General features: G+C 64.3%; 18 protein-coding genes. 12 read left to right on the plus strand and 6 right to left on the minus strand.

Annotated elements, in window-relative coordinates; all coding sequences use genetic code 11:
• Positions 1-7 precede the first annotated feature (7 nt).
• Entirely contained in the window at positions 8-1,774 is a 1,767-nt protein-coding gene (locus tag ACYJ11_RS08865; RefSeq protein WP_461647517.1) for a site-2 protease family protein, read from the minus strand.
• A 103-nt stretch (positions 1,775-1,877) separates the two neighbouring features.
• Between ACYJ11_RS08865 and ACYJ11_RS08870 the strand changes: the two genes are divergently transcribed.
• Both ACYJ11_RS08870 and ACYJ11_RS08875 read left to right on the plus strand, forming a co-directional pair.
• The gene (locus ACYJ11_RS08870) at positions 1,878-2,768 is read left to right on the plus strand and encodes a universal stress protein (protein WP_461647518.1); all 891 of its coding nucleotides are present in this window, start codon (positions 1,878-1,880) and stop codon (positions 2,766-2,768) included.
• Between the two features lie 61 nt (positions 2,769-2,829).
• Entirely contained in the window at positions 2,830-3,006 is a 177-nt protein-coding gene (locus ACYJ11_RS08875; protein WP_188977646.1) for a hypothetical protein, read from the plus strand.
• Between the two features lie 52 nt (positions 3,007-3,058).
• On the opposite strand, the gene lysS is transcribed toward ACYJ11_RS08875, so the two are convergent.
• Positions 3,059-4,696 (minus strand): lysine--tRNA ligase, encoded by a 1,638-nt coding sequence (lysS, locus tag ACYJ11_RS08880; protein WP_461647519.1) that lies wholly within the window; start codon positions 4,694-4,696, stop codon positions 3,059-3,061.
• Complete coding sequence (gene pyrH, locus ACYJ11_RS08885) at positions 4,697-5,383, minus strand: UMP kinase (RefSeq protein ID WP_005536188.1); 687 nt, start codon at positions 5,381-5,383, stop codon at positions 4,697-4,699.
• 419 nt (positions 5,384-5,802) lie between these two features.
• Here pyrH and ACYJ11_RS08890 point away from each other — a divergent pair, with 419 nt between their 5' ends.
• Together ACYJ11_RS08890 and ACYJ11_RS08895 are read left to right on the plus strand one after the other, a co-directional pair.
• Positions 5,803-6,051, plus strand: coding sequence for a DUF7123 family protein (locus tag ACYJ11_RS08890; RefSeq protein ID WP_004518404.1), 249 nt, complete (start codon positions 5,803-5,805; stop codon positions 6,049-6,051).
• Between the two features lie 95 nt (positions 6,052-6,146).
• The gene (locus ACYJ11_RS08895; protein WP_461647520.1) at positions 6,147-7,391 is read left to right on the plus strand and encodes a site-2 protease family protein; all 1,245 of its coding nucleotides are present in this window, start codon (positions 6,147-6,149) and stop codon (positions 7,389-7,391) included.
• A 30-nt stretch (positions 7,392-7,421) separates the two neighbouring features.
• Here the strand turns inward: ACYJ11_RS08895 and thiL are convergent, their stop codons facing one another.
• Positions 7,422-8,288 (minus strand): thiamine-phosphate kinase, encoded by an 867-nt coding sequence (gene thiL / locus ACYJ11_RS08900; protein ID WP_461647521.1) that lies wholly within the window; start codon positions 8,286-8,288, stop codon positions 7,422-7,424.
• A 96-nt stretch (positions 8,289-8,384) separates the two neighbouring features.
• Between thiL and ACYJ11_RS08905 the strand changes: the two genes are divergently transcribed.
• The 4 genes from ACYJ11_RS08905 to ACYJ11_RS08920 all read left to right on the plus strand — a co-directional run bounded on the left by ACYJ11_RS08905 (position 8,385) and on the right by ACYJ11_RS08920 (position 11,046).
• A complete protein-coding gene (locus ACYJ11_RS08905) occupies positions 8,385-9,419 on the plus strand; it encodes a lysylphosphatidylglycerol synthase transmembrane domain-containing protein (RefSeq protein WP_461647522.1) in 1,035 nt (344 codons plus the stop codon).
• 115 nt (positions 9,420-9,534) lie between these two features.
• Positions 9,535-9,996: a 30S ribosomal protein S19e gene (locus tag ACYJ11_RS08910; protein WP_188977655.1), complete on the plus strand. Its 462-nt coding sequence runs from the start codon at positions 9,535-9,537 to the stop codon at positions 9,994-9,996.
• An 87-nt stretch (positions 9,997-10,083) separates the two neighbouring features.
• Positions 10,084-10,428, plus strand: coding sequence for a DNA-binding protein (locus ACYJ11_RS08915; protein WP_170097591.1), 345 nt, complete (start codon positions 10,084-10,086; stop codon positions 10,426-10,428).
• A complete protein-coding gene (locus ACYJ11_RS08920; protein WP_461647523.1) occupies positions 10,429-11,046 on the plus strand; it encodes a DUF7411 family protein in 618 nt (205 codons plus the stop codon).
• A gap of 35 nt (positions 11,047-11,081) precedes the next feature.
• Here the strand turns inward: ACYJ11_RS08920 and ACYJ11_RS08925 are convergent, their stop codons facing one another.
• The gene (locus ACYJ11_RS08925) at positions 11,082-11,747 is read right to left on the minus strand and encodes an RAD55 family ATPase (protein ID WP_461647524.1); all 666 of its coding nucleotides are present in this window, start codon (positions 11,745-11,747) and stop codon (positions 11,082-11,084) included.
• A 256-nt stretch (positions 11,748-12,003) separates the two neighbouring features.
• Between ACYJ11_RS08925 and hisS the strand changes: the two genes are divergently transcribed.
• Together hisS and ACYJ11_RS08935 are read left to right on the plus strand one after the other, a co-directional pair.
• A complete protein-coding gene (gene hisS / locus ACYJ11_RS08930; protein ID WP_461647525.1) occupies positions 12,004-13,311 on the plus strand; it encodes a histidine--tRNA ligase in 1,308 nt (435 codons plus the stop codon).
• A gap of 61 nt (positions 13,312-13,372) precedes the next feature.
• Entirely contained in the window at positions 13,373-13,795 is a 423-nt protein-coding gene (locus ACYJ11_RS08935) for an SHOCT domain-containing protein (RefSeq protein ID WP_461647526.1), read from the plus strand.
• Between the two features lie 68 nt (positions 13,796-13,863).
• On the opposite strand, the gene ACYJ11_RS08940 is transcribed toward ACYJ11_RS08935, so the two are convergent.
• Positions 13,864-14,370, minus strand: a complete 507-nt coding sequence (locus ACYJ11_RS08940) for a GNAT family N-acetyltransferase (RefSeq protein ID WP_461647527.1) — start codon at positions 14,368-14,370, stop codon at positions 13,864-13,866.
• A 95-nt stretch (positions 14,371-14,465) separates the two neighbouring features.
• On the opposite strand from ACYJ11_RS08940, the gene truA reads away from it, so the two are divergent.
• Together truA and pepF are read left to right on the plus strand one after the other, a co-directional pair.
• Complete coding sequence (truA, locus tag ACYJ11_RS08945; RefSeq protein ID WP_461647528.1) at positions 14,466-15,293, plus strand: tRNA pseudouridine(38-40) synthase TruA; 828 nt, start codon at positions 14,466-14,468, stop codon at positions 15,291-15,293.
• A gap of 45 nt (positions 15,294-15,338) precedes the next feature.
• Positions 15,339-17,129: an oligoendopeptidase F gene (gene pepF / locus ACYJ11_RS08950; RefSeq protein ID WP_461647529.1), complete on the plus strand. Its 1,791-nt coding sequence runs from the start codon at positions 15,339-15,341 to the stop codon at positions 17,127-17,129.
• Positions 17,130-17,154 lie beyond the last annotated feature (25 nt).

A 17,154-nucleotide genomic window follows, 5' to 3' on the forward strand; every position in this document is an offset into this window, starting at 1 on the left:
AAACCCCTCAGGTCAGAAGCCGCGGCCCGAACACCATCAACAGGAGGCCGCTGATCATCGATACCGTGATCGCGATCGAGACGGCCGTCGTCACCCGTCGCCCATCAGAGACGGGCAGCCGCGAGACGAACGATTCGGTCGATGCCCGCAGGATGTGGCCGCCGTCGAGCGGGAACGTCGGAATGAGGTTGAACTGGCCGATGACGAGGTTGATCCAGCCGGTCCAGAACAGGACGTTCGCGAGCAGGAACACCGGCGTCGTCCCGAGCGCCCCGAGCGGGCCCTGAACAGTGTAGAAGTTCGTCGCGATCCCGGTGAAGCCGGCGAAGTTGTAGCCGAAGCCGCCGGCGACGCCGATGAACGGGAGCAAGAGCGTGCTGAAAATCCGCTGGGCGAACGAGAACTCGGAGACCGACGTGGGCGTGTCTGGGGAACCGCCGATGAATTCGAGGAACGCCGCCGCGGGGTAGGCGTCGATGCCGAAGTCACTGACCTGAATGCCGCTGATGCCCTGCTGGATGCTGACACCGATGATGCCGTTGTCCACCTGCTCGCTTTCGGCCATCGTTACCTCGTAGGTCTCGCGCTCACCGTCGACGTAGCCGGTGATTGTCACCTGGTCACCGGGTTCGCCGCCCTCGAGGGCCTGCATCAGCGCCGCCCCGCTGTGTGTTCGTTCCCCGTTGACTTCGGTGATAATCATGCCCTCGCCGCTCGGTGCTCCCTCTCCAGCGAGCGGGCCGTCCTCGGCGACTAGCACGTACGCGCCGAGGGCAGTCGTGACCGTCTCCCCGGATTCGGTTTCGAGTGTGGCTACGGGATGGTTTCGAGCCGCCTGTTCGAACTCACTGCGGGTCGCTACTGCGGTCCCGTTGACAGAGACAACCGTCTCACCAGTCCCAAGCGGCGCACTCTGGAGGGCTGCCGAGACGACGACGGACCGCTCGACGGTGACGGTTTCGGCGTCCTTGCGAGCCACTTCGACAGTCTGTGCGTCGCTTTCGGCCAGCACCGATTCGAGTGCCTGCTGGTTCTCGACAGACTGGCCGTTGACCGCCGTAATGACGTCACCCGACTCGATACCCGCATCGGCGGCGGGGGTTCCGTTGATCGGACTTCCGACCGGCACGCCGTCGACGACGGCGACAGCACCGGCGACCGGTCCGAACAGCAACAGAAGCGTGATGATCGCGAGCGCAAAGTTGTTGGTCACACCGGCCGTGTACATCCGGGTCTGCGAGCCGCGGTCGGTGCGGAGGAGTTCGTCTTCGTCGGGTTCGACGAACGCCCCGATCGGGATAATCGCCAGCAGGGCAAGCCCCATCGACTCGATGTCGATGTCCTCGACGCGACAGAACAGTCCGTGGCCACCCTCGTGGACGACGAGGCCAAGCAACAACCCGAGCACGATTTCCGGTGCGACTGACAGCGGGAGGAAGTCGTTCACGCCGGGAATCGCCAGCGCGTTCCGCGGTTCGTTCAGTGCGGATGGCTGTGGGTTGACGAGCGCCTGGTAGGCTCCGAGCGCAACGAGGAGGAACGAGCCGACCATCACGACGAGTCCGAACCCGACGCCGAGGTTCCCCCAAGCGCGCCAGAACCGCTTTGGCCGTGCAAGCCAGTCGAGGACTGCCTTGCCCTTCTGTGTGTGAATTGTCGTAATCGGGCCGCTAAAACGAATATATTCGGGGACAACGCCGCGGGTCCGTAGCGCCATCGCGAGGAGGGTGTAGGCGACAAGGCCCGCGAGGACCCACGTCAGCGTACTCACCATTTGTCAGAAAATAGGTTTAGCCAAGCAAGAGGGTTTGGTTTGGGACACACTGCTGGCACATAGCGGCCAACGGTCAAGTGACTCTGTGGTAAACACCCACACAATGTACGACCACGTGCTCATTCCCGTCGACGGGAGCGACGAATCCACGGCAGCCACACGGCGTGGCCTTGCACTGGCCAGGGACTTCGACGCGACTGCCGAGGTGGTTCACGTCGTTGACCAGCGAGCACGCAGGCTCACGCGAACGGACCGCGAGAGCGGGCGTCTCCGGGAACATGGCGAGTCGGTCCTCACAGAGATCGAATCGCTCGCCGCTGACGCCGGCCAGTCCGTCACGACGGAATTGCTGGAAGGAAAACCGAGTGTGCAAATAGCCGAACACGCTCGTGAAACCGACGCAGTACTCATTGTCCTTGGCCGACAGGGGATGACCGGTCTCGGGAAGCGACTCCTCGGTGGTGTCACCGAGCAGGTCTTGCACCGGACTGCGGTGCCCGTACTCGTCGTTTCGGATGATGCACGAATGGACGACTTCGATTACTCCCGGCTACTCCTCCCGACAGATGGCAGCGAGAACGCCAACACGGCGACACAACACAGTGCGACGGTTGCAGACCGGTACGATGCGACAGTCCACGTCCTCAATGTCGTCGATATCCAGGCCGCCGGCGGCGCGTTCAACGCTGGTGGCCTGAACGAGGCGTTCATCGAACGACTGGAAGACAACGGACGTGACGCCGTCACAGCAACCGCCGATGAACTCGGACAGATAGCTCCGGACGTATCAATCCAGACTGCTGTGGAACAGACGACCTCGCTCGATGGCGTTGCCGCCGGCATCCAAGAGTACGTCTCCGACAACGACATTGACCTCGTCGTGATGGCGTCACACGGCCGTTCGAACCTGAAACGCCAGTTGCTTGGCAGCGTTACGTCGCAACTGCTCCGAACTGTCGGTGTCCCCGTGCTGGTGACGCCCCGTTCGACCTGAGGGGTGGACGAACCACCCGTTCTATGTAGTGTGGAACCGTAGTACAAGGAGGTGCCGGACAATGCCAGAAACCTGCGGGATCTGTGGCGAGACGGTCCCGTTCGACGCTACCGTCCACGCGATGTTTCACACGCACAGCGAGACGGGCGTCATTGACGTGTACGTCTGTCAGGACTGCTACGACGAGCGGCTCGGACCGATGTTCGAGCAGGCCGACACGCAGGAACAGTCGCCCTGAACGCGCCCCTTCGATGGGGTGGTACAGTCTGGTAAGACCTGCTTACCCAGGCTCACTCGTTCCGACGGAACCGCTCCACAACGAACTCCTGATCCAGCTTCGCGATGAACGTCCCGAGCTGTGGACCTTCGGTATCGTCGAACAGCAGCCGGTAGCCGGCCGAAAAGAACTCGCTGATGTCGATGTCGTTTCGCTTTGCCGTCTCGTATATTTCAGACTGAATCGCCTCGCCGTCGTGGCCTTCGGCGATGAAATCGGCCAGCTCGTCCAGCGCGGCCGCCGTCGCGTCGTCGAAGGACACGTCGGGCATCTCCGCTCGCTTGAGTTCGTAGTTGAACTCGTTGTTCGTCAGGCTGGCCCACTCTTGAGCACGCTCGACGCGAGCGAGCGCCTGTTCGACGGCCCACTCTGGCGCATCGTCCGGGATGTGACCCTCTTTCCGGGCGATCTGCTCCCGCTGTTCCCGGTCGTCAGTCATCCCGAGCACGGCTGCGAACGTGTAGGGAATCCGAACCCGCTGTTCGCGCGGTTCGTCTACGACCATCGGGTAGGCCCGCTCGGCGAGTTCCATTTCGTCCTCGCTCCCGTCCGCCTCATCGAAGTAGCGCCGCTCGAACCGATCGAACTCGTCGACGAGCTGGTCGACGTTCTCGACGGAGAAGTCCCGCTGTTTCCGCGGGTCTTTCACGAAGAAGTACTTGAACACCTCCGGTTCGAGGATGTCGAGCACCTCGTCGACGGTGATGACGTTGCCCGACGACGAGGAGAGCGGCTCGCCGTCGAGCGTGAACCACTCGTACACCATCGGGACCGGCGGCTGGATGTCCAGCACGTTCTCGGCGACATCTTCGCCCGATGGCCAGGAGCCCTCGGCGTGGTCCTTGCCGAACGGCTCGAAGTCGACGCCCAGAATCTCCCACTGGCCGGGCCATTCGAACCGCCATGGGAGCTTCCCATCCCGGAGCGTCGCCGTCCCCTCGTGACCACAGCCCTCGATAGTCTGGTCGCCGGCTTCGACGTCTTCACAGACGTATTCGACTTCGCCGGCGTCGAGGTCGACCGCGGTGACGCCTTCGGTTATTTTCCCGCACTCTGCACACTGTGGCAGGAACGGGACGTAGTCGTCGTCGACCTTGTTCTGGTACTCCGAGAGCACGTCACGGGCTCGGTCAGCACGTTCGAGCACGCGGCGCGTGACTGCTTCGAACTCGCCGTCGGCGTACAGCTCGGTGTTCGAGACGAACTCCACGTCGACGCCGACCAGTTCGGCGCTTTTCCGGAGAAGGGTCGTGAAGTGAGCGCCGTAGGAGTCACAGCAACCGAAAGGGTCTGGAATGTCCGTGTAGGGCTTCCCGAGGTTCCGTCCAAGTGCGCCGGCGTCGACTTCGCCGAGACCGACGACGTTCCAGTCGAGGTCGGCGAGCTGGCGGGGGACCGCCCGGAGGCGGTCCTTGTCGTCGGCGGTGAACACCTGCCGGACATCGTGACCGCGGTCACGCAGGGCCTCAGCGACGTAGTAGCCCCGCATAATCTCGTTGAAGTGACCAATGTGGGGGACGCCCGACGGGGAGACGCCACCCTTGATGACGATCGGTTCGTCGGGGTCCCGTGCTTCGATGGCATCGGCGACAGAATCGGCCCAGAACGCCCGGGAACCGCCGCGGCCGACCTCGTAGAGGTCTTCCGCCATCTATGCCTCCGGGAGAATCTCGGACCCTTCGTACTCGCCGTCTTCGACCGCGCGCACGACGCGTTCGGGGTCAGTGCCGTCGAGCACTATTGTCCGGATGCCGGACCGCTGGATGATTTTTGCTGCCAGCAGGTCGACCGGTGCGCTGCTGCCGGCATCCATCTCGATATCGGCAATCACATCGACGAGCTCGCTCGCGCCGAGTTCGTCGAACCGCGTCGCGTCGTCGTCCTCGTTCGGGTCAGCATCGTAGACGCCTGGAACGGATGTCGCGTAGACGAGCAGATCAGCGCCGACGTACTCCGCGAAAGCGGCCGCCACGGCATCGGTGGTCTGTGCGGCGACGATGCCCCCGAGTACGGGAATATCTCCGCGACGGATGGCTTCCCGGCCCTCGTCGTAGCTCTCCGCGGGCGTCGGCGCGGCGCGGTCGTCTAGAGCAGCGATGAGTAGCCGGCCGTTCAGCCGCGTGACGGCGATGCCGAGCTGGTCGAGTTCGATCTCGTTCGCGCCGAGATCGCGGGCGCTGCCGATGTAGTCACGTGCGGTCGGTCCACCGCCGACGACGGTCCCGAGCGTGTGCCCCTGTGCATCGAGCGACTGGATGGCGTCGGCGTAGTCGGCGACCCGGTCCGCATCGAGATCCGGGGCCAGTACGCTTCCGCCAATGGAGACGACGACTTTCATTAGCCCGCCGTAACCGCGATGCACTCTTAAGGGTTGTCAAGCCCACTGGCTCCCGTCTCTATACTCGGTCCCTTCTGGTCCCCACAGCGACTGCTGTCGGCCGCACACCGGTAGGAATCTCCGTATGACGTGTGCCCGACGTGCTGACGCACGTCTGACAGACCTGCTGTGCTACCAGTGAATAGTGCTGTTTGTTGGGGCCACAAAGGGTGATATCTCTCTTTCACAGACCGTTCAAACCACCACGAGACTAGACCCAATTCGTCGGCTTAGAGGGCTTTGTAAAACGTCTAAAAGAATATGGAACGGTCGTAAAAAATGCGTTTTAGCTCGATTTGTCCTGAAAGTGACCGAAGTGGCCTGAAGGTTCCCCCCTTTATATACTCCCGGCGGGGTTACGAAGAAGTGAGGTGACAAAGATGAGCGCTACTGCAACGCCCTCCGGCGAGGAAGAGCCCTCCAAAGAAGAGCGACTGAAGTCGTTCCTCGCAGAGAAGGCAAGTGACGGCGAGATGTATTTCAAGAGCAAGTTCATCGCTGACGAAGTCGGTCTCTCCCCGAAGGAGATCGGTGCCCTGATGGTCAAGCTCAAGGACAGCGCGTCCGAGATCAACGTCGAAAAGTGGTCGTACACGAGCGCGACCACTTGGCGTATCGAACCGGCGTAGGCGACTGGTCCCCGTGTACAGTTTTCGGACGGAGTACCTGCTACCTATGTGATCGTTCGCGGAGTATTTGTGCCCGCATCGTTTACAGATAGTCGATGAGTGGCTCCGCCGCCGACCCGCCGTCGCCTGACCGACTGGCCGGCGTGTTCTCCGTCTCGTCAGTGCGGCGGGTGGACGGAACGGTCCAATATATTGGCGACCCGCTAGTGCCACCGGCTGCCGTCGCTGAGCAACTCAGGCCGGTGTTCAGACAGCAGGGCTACGACGTTCGGCTCGAAGAACTCGGTCCCGAATCGGCTGCGACGGCTGCCGCGACGAGCAATGGGGGCACTACTATCATCGGTGATCCGGACGCCGATGACCCGATTACTCCCAATGGTTCGTTGAACGCACGCCAGAACCAGTACGCGTTGATTGCGGAACCCATGGACACGGACTCCGGCGTCCCGTGGCTCAACATCGGGCTCCTGCTGGCGACTATCGCGTCGACGCTCTACGTCGGCGCGACTGCCTGGTACTACATTCCGGTCGCCGAGGATCCGCTTCGCGTGTTCGAGGCCTGGCCGTTCGTGGTCGCGATGCTGGGCGTACTCGGCATTCACGAACTGGGTCACTATGCCGCCGCCCGCTACCACGGCGTCGACGTGACGCTCCCGTATTTCATCCCGTTTCCGTCGTATCTCGGCACGATGGGGGCGGTCATCAACATCCGCGGGCGCATCCCTGACCGGACGGCGCTGTTCGATATCGGTGTCGCCGGTCCGCTGGCCGGCCTTGTCGCGACGACAATCGTCACGGTCATCGGCCTCTCGATAGACCCGATCACGGTCCCGGAACGGGTGGCAAACAGCGACACTGGCGTCATCATCACGTTCAATTATCCGCTCCTGTTCCAGGCGCTGGAAGCCTTAGTCAACGCGCTGGGGCTTGGGACCGAGGTCGGCCCCGGCGAGTCAGTCCATCCGATCGTGTTCGCTGGCTGGGCCGGGATGTTCTTCACGTTCCTGAACCTGCTCCCAGTCGGGCAACTCGACGGCGGCCACATCGTGCGGTCCATCGTCGGGCAGCGCCAAGAGACCGTCGCCGCTGCGGTGCCCGGCGCGCTGTTCGCACTCGCCGGCTACCTGTATTTCACCCGCGACCCGCCGCCGGTCGGCTTCGGCGTCTGGGGGCTGTGGGTGTTCTGGGGCCTGTTCGCTACCGGGCTCGCGTATGCGGGTCCTGCCAGACCAACCGTGGACACGACGCTGGACCGGCGGCGGACGCTGCTTGGTCTGTTTACGTTCCTGCTTGGACTGGCCTGTTTCACGCCGGTCCCGTTCGAGATCAGCGCGATCTGACCGGTAGCCCGTGTCGCGACTGGACCGCCCTCAGTGTGAGTACCCTCGGTCTGGCAGCGTCTCGCCATCGAGTGTCACGCCGCGTTCGGTGGCCGTGCCGATCCGGTGGAGCGGGCACGGTACTGCCTCTCTGGCTTCGGGCACGTCGGACTCGGGCAGCGTACAGACCAGCTCGAAGTCCTCGCCGAAGAACACACCCAGCTCCCTGCGCTCCTGTTCAGTCTCCGCAAGCGCGTCGACTTGCGCGTCTATCGGCAGTGGCTCCTCGATAGCGAAGCCACAGCCGCTGGCCTCGGATAACTGGTGGAGCGAGCGGGCCAGCCCGTCGCTCGAATCCATCATCGCCGTCGCGTGCGGTCGGAGCGCAACGCCCGCACGTACGCGGGGTTCGAACTGGAATAGCTCGTTCGCCTGGTCGGCGTCCCCCCGGTTGAACAGTTCGAGGGCGGCGGCCGACCGGCCGAGCGTTCCAGTGGCACAGACCGCGTCACCAGGTGAAGCGCCCGAGCGCCGGACCGGGTTGGCTGTGGAGCCGATGGCTGTCGTCGCGACAGTGAACTCATCGTGGCTATCCAGGTCGCCGCCGACGTACTCCGCGCCGACCGCGTGACACACGTCCTGTGCGCCGTCGACGAACGCCCCGAGTTCGTCCGCCTCGAACGACGGTGCGCCGTACGCGGCCACCGCCGCCGCTGCCTCGGCCCCCATCGCCGCAACGTCCGACAGCGAGGCCGCGACAGCACGCCAGCCGGCTGTGTAGCGGGTCGTCCCCGCCGGGAAGTCCGTCCGCTCGTGGAGCATGTCGGTCGTGATAACTTGCCCATCCACGACGGCGCAGTCGTCGCCTGCGTCGGGAAGCCGGTCGGCCATCTCGGCGAGTGCGGCCCGCTCGTCCATACCCCGTCGTCGGGTTCCCGGGGCAAAACCTCCGGGGATATCCGCCGGCGGGACAGGGTCGGTGGGTTGAAACCGGAGACTGCCAATTCCACCCACATGGATGGGAACCGGATGGCGACTGTCGTTGGGTTCGCGGCGGCGCTCGCCGTCCTCGCAGGGCTGGTGTGGCTTGTCGGCATCAGCGAGACCGTGGACGCGCTCGCGACGGCAGATCCGTGGGCGCTTCTCGCTGTTGCGGGCATCGCCATGCTCTGGCTCGTCTCGTGGGGGCTGGCGCTGTGGACGGTCCTGCAAGCGCTCGGCGCACCGGTGGCGCCACACACTGCCGTGCTCGTGTTCGTCGCCGCCGTGTTCTCGAACAACGTCACGCCCTTCGGCCAGGCCGGCGGCGAGCCAGTGAGCGCACTGCTCATCTCGACGGCCGCCGACACCGAGTATGAGACCGGACTGGCGGCTATCGCCACCGTCGACACAGTCCACTTCCTCCCGTCGGTCGGGTACGCCATCATCGGCTTCACGTTTGTCGCCGCCGGTGCTGTCCAGCTAACACGGAATCTGGCGTTTGCTGCCGGTGCTGTCGCGGTGCTTGCAGTCGGTATCCCCACTGTTGCTGTCGTGGGCTGGCGACACCGGAATCGCGTTGAGGCGGCGGTCATCCGGGGTGTCGCACCGGCGCTGGCCGCACTGTCGAGCGTCGTGCCCAGGTGGTCACCGCCGTCTGCGGAAAACATCGAGGCGCGAATCGAGGGGTTCTTCGCCGCTATCGAGCGAATCGCGACCGATCGGCGGACGGTCCTCCAAACCTTCGGACTCTCGGCGTTTGGCTGGATCTGCCTGTCGGCGTCGCTGTGGACGTCGCTGTACGCCGTCGGGGCACCAGTACCGGTCGAAGTTGTCCTGCTTGTCGTCCCAGTCGGGAGCATCGCCAGCGTCGTACCGCTTCCCGGCGGGTCCGGCGCTATCGAGACGGTGCTCGTGACGCTGCTCGTCTCGACGGCCCCGATTTCGGCCGCGCTCGCTACCTCTGCGGTACTGATCCACCGTGTCGGAAGCTACCTGTTGCCGACGATTGTCGGCGGCGGCGTCGCCGCCGCGCTCAGTGTCGACCGGGCCACGTCGCCTGAAGAGTGACCGCCACGATTCAGGATGGGAGTGAGAGCATCGCTGCCCTATGGGCGAGTGAACGGTTCACGCCCGCCGACTGCGAACGACGCGTTTAAATGACGGCGACGGGAAGAAATCTGCAATGGCTACACTCTACGACGTTCCCCCCGAGGAACTCATCGAGGCACTCACGGAGACGCTCGCAGACGAAGACGACATCGAAGCACCGGACTGGGCCGAGTTCACCAAGACCGGCGTCGACCGCGAACTCCCACCTGAGCAGGAGGACTTCTGGACGCGACGCGCCGCCAGCCTCCTCCGGAAGGTCGCCGTCGACGGTCCCGTCGGCGTCAACGCCCTCCGCTCCGAGTACGGCACCTCGAAGCAGGGGACGACCCGCTACCGAGTCCGCCCCCACCACAAGACCAAGGGCTCGGGCAACATCATCCGGACGGCGCTCCAGCAGCTCGAAGACGCCGGCTACGTCGAGACCAGCGAGAACGACGGCCGCCGTGTCACCGGTGAGGGCCGTAGCCTCCTCGACGACACCGCAGGCGACCTCCTGACGGAACTCGACCGTCCGGAACTCGAACGCTACGCATAACTAACGCCTTTCTCGCTGTTTTTCACCTACCCCGTAGCCCCTGCTCCGAAATCGTTTTCCGACCGACTCCAGTATTTTCACACAACTATGAGTGGCGACCCCAGCGATGAGGAACTCGAAGAACTCCGGAAAAAGAAGATGGAGCAGCTCAAGGAACAGCAGGGCGACGAGGGCGAGGCGCAGGAGGCGGCCAAGCAGCAGGCCGACGCCCAGAAGCAGGCAGTCCTCAAGCAGAACCTCACCGACGGCGCACGCAAGCGGCTCAACACGGTGAAGATGTCGAAACCGCAGGTCGGCGAGCAAATCGAACAGCAGGTCGTCGCACTGGCCCAGAGCGGCCGCGTGCAGGGCCAGATCGACGAGGATCAGATGAAGGAACTCCTCTCGGAGCTGACCCCCGACTCCAAGAGCTTCGACATCAAGCGCCGGTAGATGGACTGTGCCCTGTTGTACAGCGGCGGAAAGGACTCGACGCTGGCAGCGCTCTTGCTCGACCCCTTCTACGACGTAACGCTCGTCAGCGGCTCTTTCGGCGTGCGTGACACTGAGCCTGCACAGGAGAGCGCAACGGCTGTCGGTTTCGACCACACGACGGCCGGTCTGGACCCGGACGTGGCCCACGACGCCGTCGAGCAGATGTACGACGACGGCTACCCGCGAAACGGCATCCAGCAGGTCCACGAACACGCCGTCGAAACCGTCGCCCGCGGTGATTGGCTTGCCGATGCAGACGGTTTCGATACACTCGACGCCGTGGCTGACGGCACCCGCCGCGACGACCGGGTACCGACAGTGGATCGCCCGCTCGCCCAGAGCGTCGAGGACCGCTTCGGCGTGGACTACCTCGCGCCACTTTCGGGCATCGGCCGCGGCGCTATCGACGCGATGGCCGCCGACAAACTCGTCGTCGAGAGCGGCCCCAGCGCCGAGATTCCGAAGGCCGACTACGAAGTCGAACTCCGCACGCTCTTGCGGGAGCGCTATGGTGAGGGTGCTGTAGCCGATGTCTTCCCCGAGCACACGCAATCTCGTGTGCAGGGCCTGCGGTAGCCGTGTCGGGTGTCTGCTCTACGTAGTTCGCCATCTCAGGCGATATCCCGGGTGGTGTCCACCCTGATGCGGTCGGTGAGGTCGAGGCATATCGGTTCGGTGAGCGCGCGGCCCCCGCGGAACTTCGGGACGAAGAGCCTGTTTTCGATAGCGTCGTCGTTTCGCTTTGTTTCGAGGTCGAGTACGACGTCGCTCGTGTACTCCGTCCGGTGGCGTTGTGACGGCGTGGCGCTGTGTTTGAGCGCGTACAGGACCGCAACGCTGTCGGTCTGTGTGAGCCTGGAGTGCAGCGTTTCGAGGAAGGCCCGAAACTCCCCCGTGTCGGCGCGTTCGAGCGGTTCGACCGGGTCGACGACGAGGAGCGATTCCTCGGTGAGCTCCTCAGCGTGGGCGAGCGCATCGCTGACTGGAGCTTCCCGGTCCAGTTGGCTGACCGCGAGGTCGTCGTAGGTACCTCGCTGTGATCGCAGCGCTGACGTGACCGTCATGGGTGCCTGTTCGCCGGAGAGATACACCGTCTCCTGCCGGGCGACGAACTCAGAGAGAAACAGCTCTGCCTGGCTCGCCGGCTCAGCGAGCAATGTGACGAGGCTGCCAGCTGGAATACCGCCATCGAGCTTCCGGTCAAGTGCCCGAACTCCCGTCTCGAATCGTTGCGTCACTGTCTCACCCCGCGCGGCGTCCACCGGTTCACTGCCCATCCCATATAACGGGATTCAGTACCGCGTGGCTTTGTTGTCCACCGTCTACCACGGATCGTCTTCTACACAGTGGGTCTCTAGCCCGCTCCCTACGGGCAGGTGTTAGTCACGCCCGACAGTTATGGGTAGACCGCTGGCAAGAGCAGCGGTCGCCCCCTCTTAGCGACTCTCTACCGGTAGGTGTCAGCCGTCGATCTGTTGGTCGTGGCCAGCGTGAACAAACAGGTTCAAGCGAGCGCTCGCTGTAGACGCGGGTATGTACGACTCCGTCAAGGGCTTTCGCGATTTCTATCCCGAGGAGATGCAGGCTCGGCGGTGGGCCATGGACACGCTGGAAGACGTCGCACAGCGCTACGGCTTCCGAGAGATCGGCACGCCGGCGCTGGAACCGACCGAGATGTACGTCGACAAGAGCGGCGAGGAGATCGTCGAGGAACTGTACAGCTTCGAGGACAAGGGCGGGCGAGAAGTCGCACTCACGCCGGAGTTGACGCCGACCGTCGCGCGGATGTTCGTCGCCAAGCAGCAGGAACTCTCGAAGCCCATCAAATGGGTGTCGACGCGACCGTTCTGGCGCTACGAGGAGCCCCAGCAGGGGCGGTTCCGCGAGTTCTACCAGACCAACGTCGACATCTTCGGGTCGGCGGAGCCGACGGCCGACGCCGAGATCCTGGCCGTCGCCGTGGACATGCTCACCGACCTCGGGCTCACCGCCGAGGACTTCGAGATCCGTGTCTCCCACCGAGACATCCTCGCGGGCGTGCTGGAGTCCTTCGGGGCCGACGTGGACGTGCCCGAAGCGATTCGCGCGGTCGACAAGCGGGCGAAGGTCGACCACGACGACTACCTCGACGCGCTCGTCGAGGCGGGACTCAACTACGGCCAGGCCGACAAGTTCGACGAGATGCTGCAGATCGACGCCGCGGAAATCGAAACGCTCGCGGACCTCACCGGCTCCGAAGATGTCCGCGCAGCGACCGACAACCTGCAGGCGGTGCTTGACGCCGCCGAGGACTTCGGTGTCCGCGAACACCTCACCGTCTCGCTAACGACCGCGCGCGGGCTGGACTACTACACCGGCGTCGTCTTCGAGTGCTTCGACTCGACGGGCGAGGTGTCCCGCTCGGTGTTCGGCGGCGGTCGCTACGACGACCTCATCGAAGGCTTCGGCGGCCAGCCGACGCCGGCCGTCGGGTTCGCGCCCGGCCACGCCACGCTCCAACTCCTCTGTCAGCGTGCTGGCGTCTGGCCCGCCGAGGAGCTGTCGACGGACTACTACGTCCTGCAGGTCGGCGACACGCGCCCGACTGCGGCCCGCATCGCCCGTGACCTGCGTGAGCGGGGCCACGTCGTCGAGAGCGACGTTGCCGACCGGTCCTTCGGCGCGCAGATGGGGTACGCCGACGGCATCAACGCCGAAACGGTCGTCATCGTTGGCGAGCAGGATCTCGAAAACGACGAGGTAACGCTCAAGGAAATGGACGATGGCGAGCAGATCAGCGTCCCGCTCTCCGAGTTCCCCGGCGACCACGACCGGCCGACATTCGAAGACTTCGCGGAGTAGCGCGACCTAGCGGTCAGATCGTGACAGTAACTTTTTGCGACCAGCGTGTTGAGTGGACGACATGACGCTCCCCTCCATTGCCCTCCCGAGGTGGAAGCTCGTCGCGACCATCGCGATACTGTCGATGGGCTTTGCCATGCTCGCAGGTGCGGCCGGTCTCGGAAACGTGCTTGCTCCGATATTTATCATCCTCGGCTGGTTCATCCTGGCCCCGCTTGTCGCGCTTCTGGGAGCGAAACTACCGATGATCGAATCGCCGGCGGCCGAGCCGGATTCGGACGAAGCTGACATGACCACGGCTTCGGAATCAACGGTAGACCCGGTCGACCAGCTCCGGGAGCGATACGCCCGCGGCGAACTGACGGACAGCGAGTTCGAGCGGCGACTGGACCGATTGCTGGAAACCGAATCACTCTCGGCGAACAGCGGAACGGAAAACGAGGTCCGTGAAACCAACAGAGAAGTCAGCCTCGAAACGGAATAAGATGGAGTCCGGCCACTACTTTCGTGTGACCACGATCCCTGCCTGAGGCCGTTCGGGAGTCAGTCCGGTCAGAGCGCCCGTTCCATTTCCATCTCCACGCGCTCTTTGGCGATCGTCTCGAAGCCGACCGACTCGTACAGCGCTCGGGCGACGTGGTTCGTGTTCGAGACGGAGAGCCAGACGCGGTCGAGCCCGTTTTCCTGCCCGTATCCGAGGAGCACGCGGATGAGCTGTGAGCCGATACCGGCGTGCTGGTAGTCCGGATGGACAAAAATCGCCAGTTCCGAGGTGTCCTGATACGGGACGAGGACGGCGTGGCCGACAGCCCGATCCTCGTGCCAGACAACGACGTTCAGGCCGTCTTCGACAAGGTTCGGCAGCCAGTCGCGGATGTCCGCTTCAGTCCGGGGTGGGACGCCCTGTGACCGGGACTCAGTCCCGAAATCAGCATACATCTCCACCAGTGGGTCGATGTCGCCCTCATAGGCCTTGATTGTCACCGTCCGCCCGTCGTGGTCGGTGAACGTTTCGGGCGGGCGAGGGAAGTCGTGATCCGCCGCGGCGGCGTTGGACATGCTCCTGTCTTTGTCCTCAGGACGCCTAAGTTCGTCTATCCTTCCCAGCGACTGAGATTCGGGTGAGACAAGTGGCTCGCAGTCGACAAATCTGTATGCGCGCCTATCGCGTGGCCTACGACGGTCGACCGTATCACGGGTTCCAGCGCCAGCCCGACGTCGACACCGTCGAGGGGCGACTGCGCTCGGCGCTCGTTCGCCTCGGTGTCTGTGAGCGCGGTGAGGGGCTGCCCGGACGGTACGCGGCTGCAGGCCGGACTGACGCTGGCGTCTCCGCCCGGGCACAGACCATCGCCTTCGACGCGCCCGCGTGGCTCTCACCGGCGGCGTTCAACGGCGAACTCCCGGACGACATTCGGGTGTGGGCCAGCGCTGATGTCCCCGAGGACTTCCACGCGACCCACGACGCCGCCGAGCGCACCTACACCTACTACCTGTACGCGCCGCCGGACGCGGACCGACCCGGACACGAACCGGTCGATGACAGGCAGTGGGCCGACGCTGTCGACGCGCTCACTGGGACACACGACTTCCACAACCTCACGTCCGACGATACCGGCACTCAGCGAACCGTCGACATCGACTGGGCACGGGACGGCCAGTTCCTCGTCGTCCAGTTCACGGCCGGTGGATTCTGCCGTCAGTTGGTCCGTCGACTCGTCTCGCTCGCGGCGGCCGTTGCGGACGGCTCGGCTCCGCTGTCGAAGGTCGACCGCGTCCTCTCGCCGGAGCCTGTCAGCGGTCCCGACGGGATTCCACCGGCTCCACCCGAACCACTGGTGCTGACCGAGGTCCGGTACCCGGACGTGCGCTTCACCCGCGACGAGGACGCCGTGGCTGACGCCCAGACGGTCTTTGCACACCGTCGCGCGAACGCCCGAACAACTGCGCGGGTCGCCGACCACATCACCGACGGGCTGTAGTTCCCGAAACGAAGGCTTACTTCGGCCCCGTCCCAAGAGCGGGCTATGAGTTCGGTACCCGCACGGAGCGACATCGACGAGGCGTACAAGTGGGACCTCGACTCCCTCTACGCCAGCGACGAGGACTGGGAAGCCGCCTACGAGGAGGCGGAGGCGCTAATCGAGGACCTGTCCGCCTACGAGGGACGGGCCACAGAGGACGCCGCCACCCTGCTTGCGACCCTGGAGACGTACGAGGAACTGATGCGGACGGTGTCGAACGTCGCCGCCTACGCCCGGTGCCGCCGGGACGAGGACACGACGGACGACACCTATCAGGCACTGACCGCCCGCTCGCAGTCACTCTCCTCTGAGGCCAGTTCGGCGGCCTCGTTCCTCGACCCGGAACTGCAGGAGCTGGAGTACGACGATATCGAGGCGATGATTGACGAGGAACCGGCGCTGGAACCGTACGAGCACTACTTCGACGACGTGCTCCGGATGAAAGACCACACCCGCTCGGCCGAAGTTGAGAACCTGCTCGCCGAACTCGGCGAGGTCACCGGCGCGCCCGGCGAGGTGTACAACATGCTGGCCAACGCTGACATGACGTTCCCATCCGTCGAGGACCCCGACGGGGAGCAACAGCCGATCACGCTCAACAACTTCACGACGCTCCAGAAACACCCTGACCGCGACTTCCGCCAGCGCGTCTACGAGGCGTTCTACGACGAGTGGGAGACCGTCCGCAACGCCGTTGGCACGGCCTACAAGAACGCCGTCAAGACGGACGTGAAGATGGCCAACGCCCGCAACTACGACACCGCCCGCGAGGCCGCACTGGACGGCCCGAACGTCCCAGTCGAGGTGTACGACACGCTCGTCGACACCGTCCACGACAACCTCGATACGCTCCACCGCCACGCCGACCTCAAACGTCAGTCAATCGGTGCGGACGAGCTTCGGATGTGGGATCTTTACACCCCACTCGTGCAGGAGGAATCGCCCGAAATCGAGTACGAACAGGCCTGCGAGTACGTCACCGAGGCCGTTGCGCCGCTGGGCGATGACTACCAGTCCCGGCTCGCCGAGGGGCTGGACTCACGGTGGGTCGACGTCTACGAGACCGAGCACAAGCAGTCCGGCGCGTACTCCGGCGGTACCTACGACTCCCAGCCGTTCATCCTGATGAACTATCAGGACGACGTGGAGTCCATGTACACGCTGGCCCACGAACTCGGCCACTCGATGCACTCGGAGTACACCAGCGAGGAGCAGCCCTTCGTCTACTCCGGCTACGAGATCTTCGTCGCCGAGGTCGCGAGCACGGTCAACGAGACGTTGTTGACTCACCACCTGCTGGACACCGTCGAGGACGAGCGCCTGCGCCGGCATATCCTCAACGAGTACCTCGAACGGTTCCGCTCCACCCTCTATCGGCAGACGATGTTCGCCGAGTTCGAGCACCGCACCCACGAGATGTCCGAGGCCGGCGAGCCGCTGACTCCCGACCGACTGGACGACCTCTACCGCGAGCTGAAAGGCGACTACTACGAGCCGGCGGTGCTCGACGACCGCATCGCCCGCGAGTGGATGCGTATCCCGCACTTCTACCGTGCGTTCTACGTCTACCAGTACGCGACCGGCATCTCGGCGGCCGTCGCGCTCGTCGACGGTATCCTCGACGAAGGCGAGCCCGCCGCCCAGCGGTATATCGACTTCCTCCGGAGCGGGTCACGGCAGTACCCGCTGGAACTGCTGCGCGACGCCGGCGTCGACATGGCCAGTCCGGACCCCGTCGAGTCCGCGCTCTCGACGTACGGCGACTACCTCGACGAGTTCGCCGAGCTGCTGTAGGGCGGCACGCAGCGATTCGCCGTCT

The sequence above is a fragment of the Haloarcula sp. H-GB5 genome (assembly GCF_054850705.1).

Coding starts and splice junctions, on each gene's coding strand:
- ACYJ11_RS08895 (WP_461647520.1), top strand. CDS start 6,147: ATGAGTGGCTCCGCCGCCGACCCGCCGTCGCCTGACCGACTGGCCGGC.
- ACYJ11_RS08875 (WP_188977646.1), top strand. CDS start 2,830: ATGCCAGAAACCTGCGGGATCTGTGGCGAGACGGTCCCGTTCGACGCT.
- pepF (WP_461647529.1), top strand. CDS start 15,339: ATGAGTTCGGTACCCGCACGGAGCGACATCGACGAGGCGTACAAGTGG.
- hisS (WP_461647525.1), top strand. CDS start 12,004: ATGTACGACTCCGTCAAGGGCTTTCGCGATTTCTATCCCGAGGAGATG.
- ACYJ11_RS08910 (WP_188977655.1), top strand. CDS start 9,535: ATGGCTACACTCTACGACGTTCCCCCCGAGGAACTCATCGAGGCACTC.
- ACYJ11_RS08905 (WP_461647522.1), top strand. CDS start 8,385: ATGGATGGGAACCGGATGGCGACTGTCGTTGGGTTCGCGGCGGCGCTC.
- ACYJ11_RS08940 (WP_461647527.1), bottom strand. CDS start 14,370: ATGTCCAACGCCGCCGCGGCGGATCACGACTTCCCTCGCCCGCCCGAA.
- ACYJ11_RS08925 (WP_461647524.1), bottom strand. CDS start 11,747: ATGGGCAGTGAACCGGTGGACGCCGCGCGGGGTGAGACAGTGACGCAA.
- ACYJ11_RS08935 (WP_461647526.1), top strand. CDS start 13,373: ATGACGCTCCCCTCCATTGCCCTCCCGAGGTGGAAGCTCGTCGCGACC.
- ACYJ11_RS08865 (WP_461647517.1), bottom strand. CDS start 1,774: ATGGTGAGTACGCTGACGTGGGTCCTCGCGGGCCTTGTCGCCTACACC.
- pyrH (WP_005536188.1), bottom strand. CDS start 5,383: ATGAAAGTCGTCGTCTCCATTGGCGGAAGCGTACTGGCCCCGGATCTC.
- truA (WP_461647528.1), top strand. CDS start 14,466: ATGCGCGCCTATCGCGTGGCCTACGACGGTCGACCGTATCACGGGTTC.
- ACYJ11_RS08890 (WP_004518404.1), top strand. CDS start 5,803: ATGAGCGCTACTGCAACGCCCTCCGGCGAGGAAGAGCCCTCCAAAGAA.
- ACYJ11_RS08870 (WP_461647518.1), top strand. CDS start 1,878: ATGTACGACCACGTGCTCATTCCCGTCGACGGGAGCGACGAATCCACG.
- ACYJ11_RS08920 (WP_461647523.1), top strand. CDS start 10,429: ATGGACTGTGCCCTGTTGTACAGCGGCGGAAAGGACTCGACGCTGGCA.
- lysS (WP_461647519.1), bottom strand. CDS start 4,696: ATGGCGGAAGACCTCTACGAGGTCGGCCGCGGCGGTTCCCGGGCGTTC.
- ACYJ11_RS08915 (WP_170097591.1), top strand. CDS start 10,084: ATGAGTGGCGACCCCAGCGATGAGGAACTCGAAGAACTCCGGAAAAAG.
- thiL (WP_461647521.1), bottom strand. CDS start 8,288: ATGGACGAGCGGGCCGCACTCGCCGAGATGGCCGACCGGCTTCCCGAC.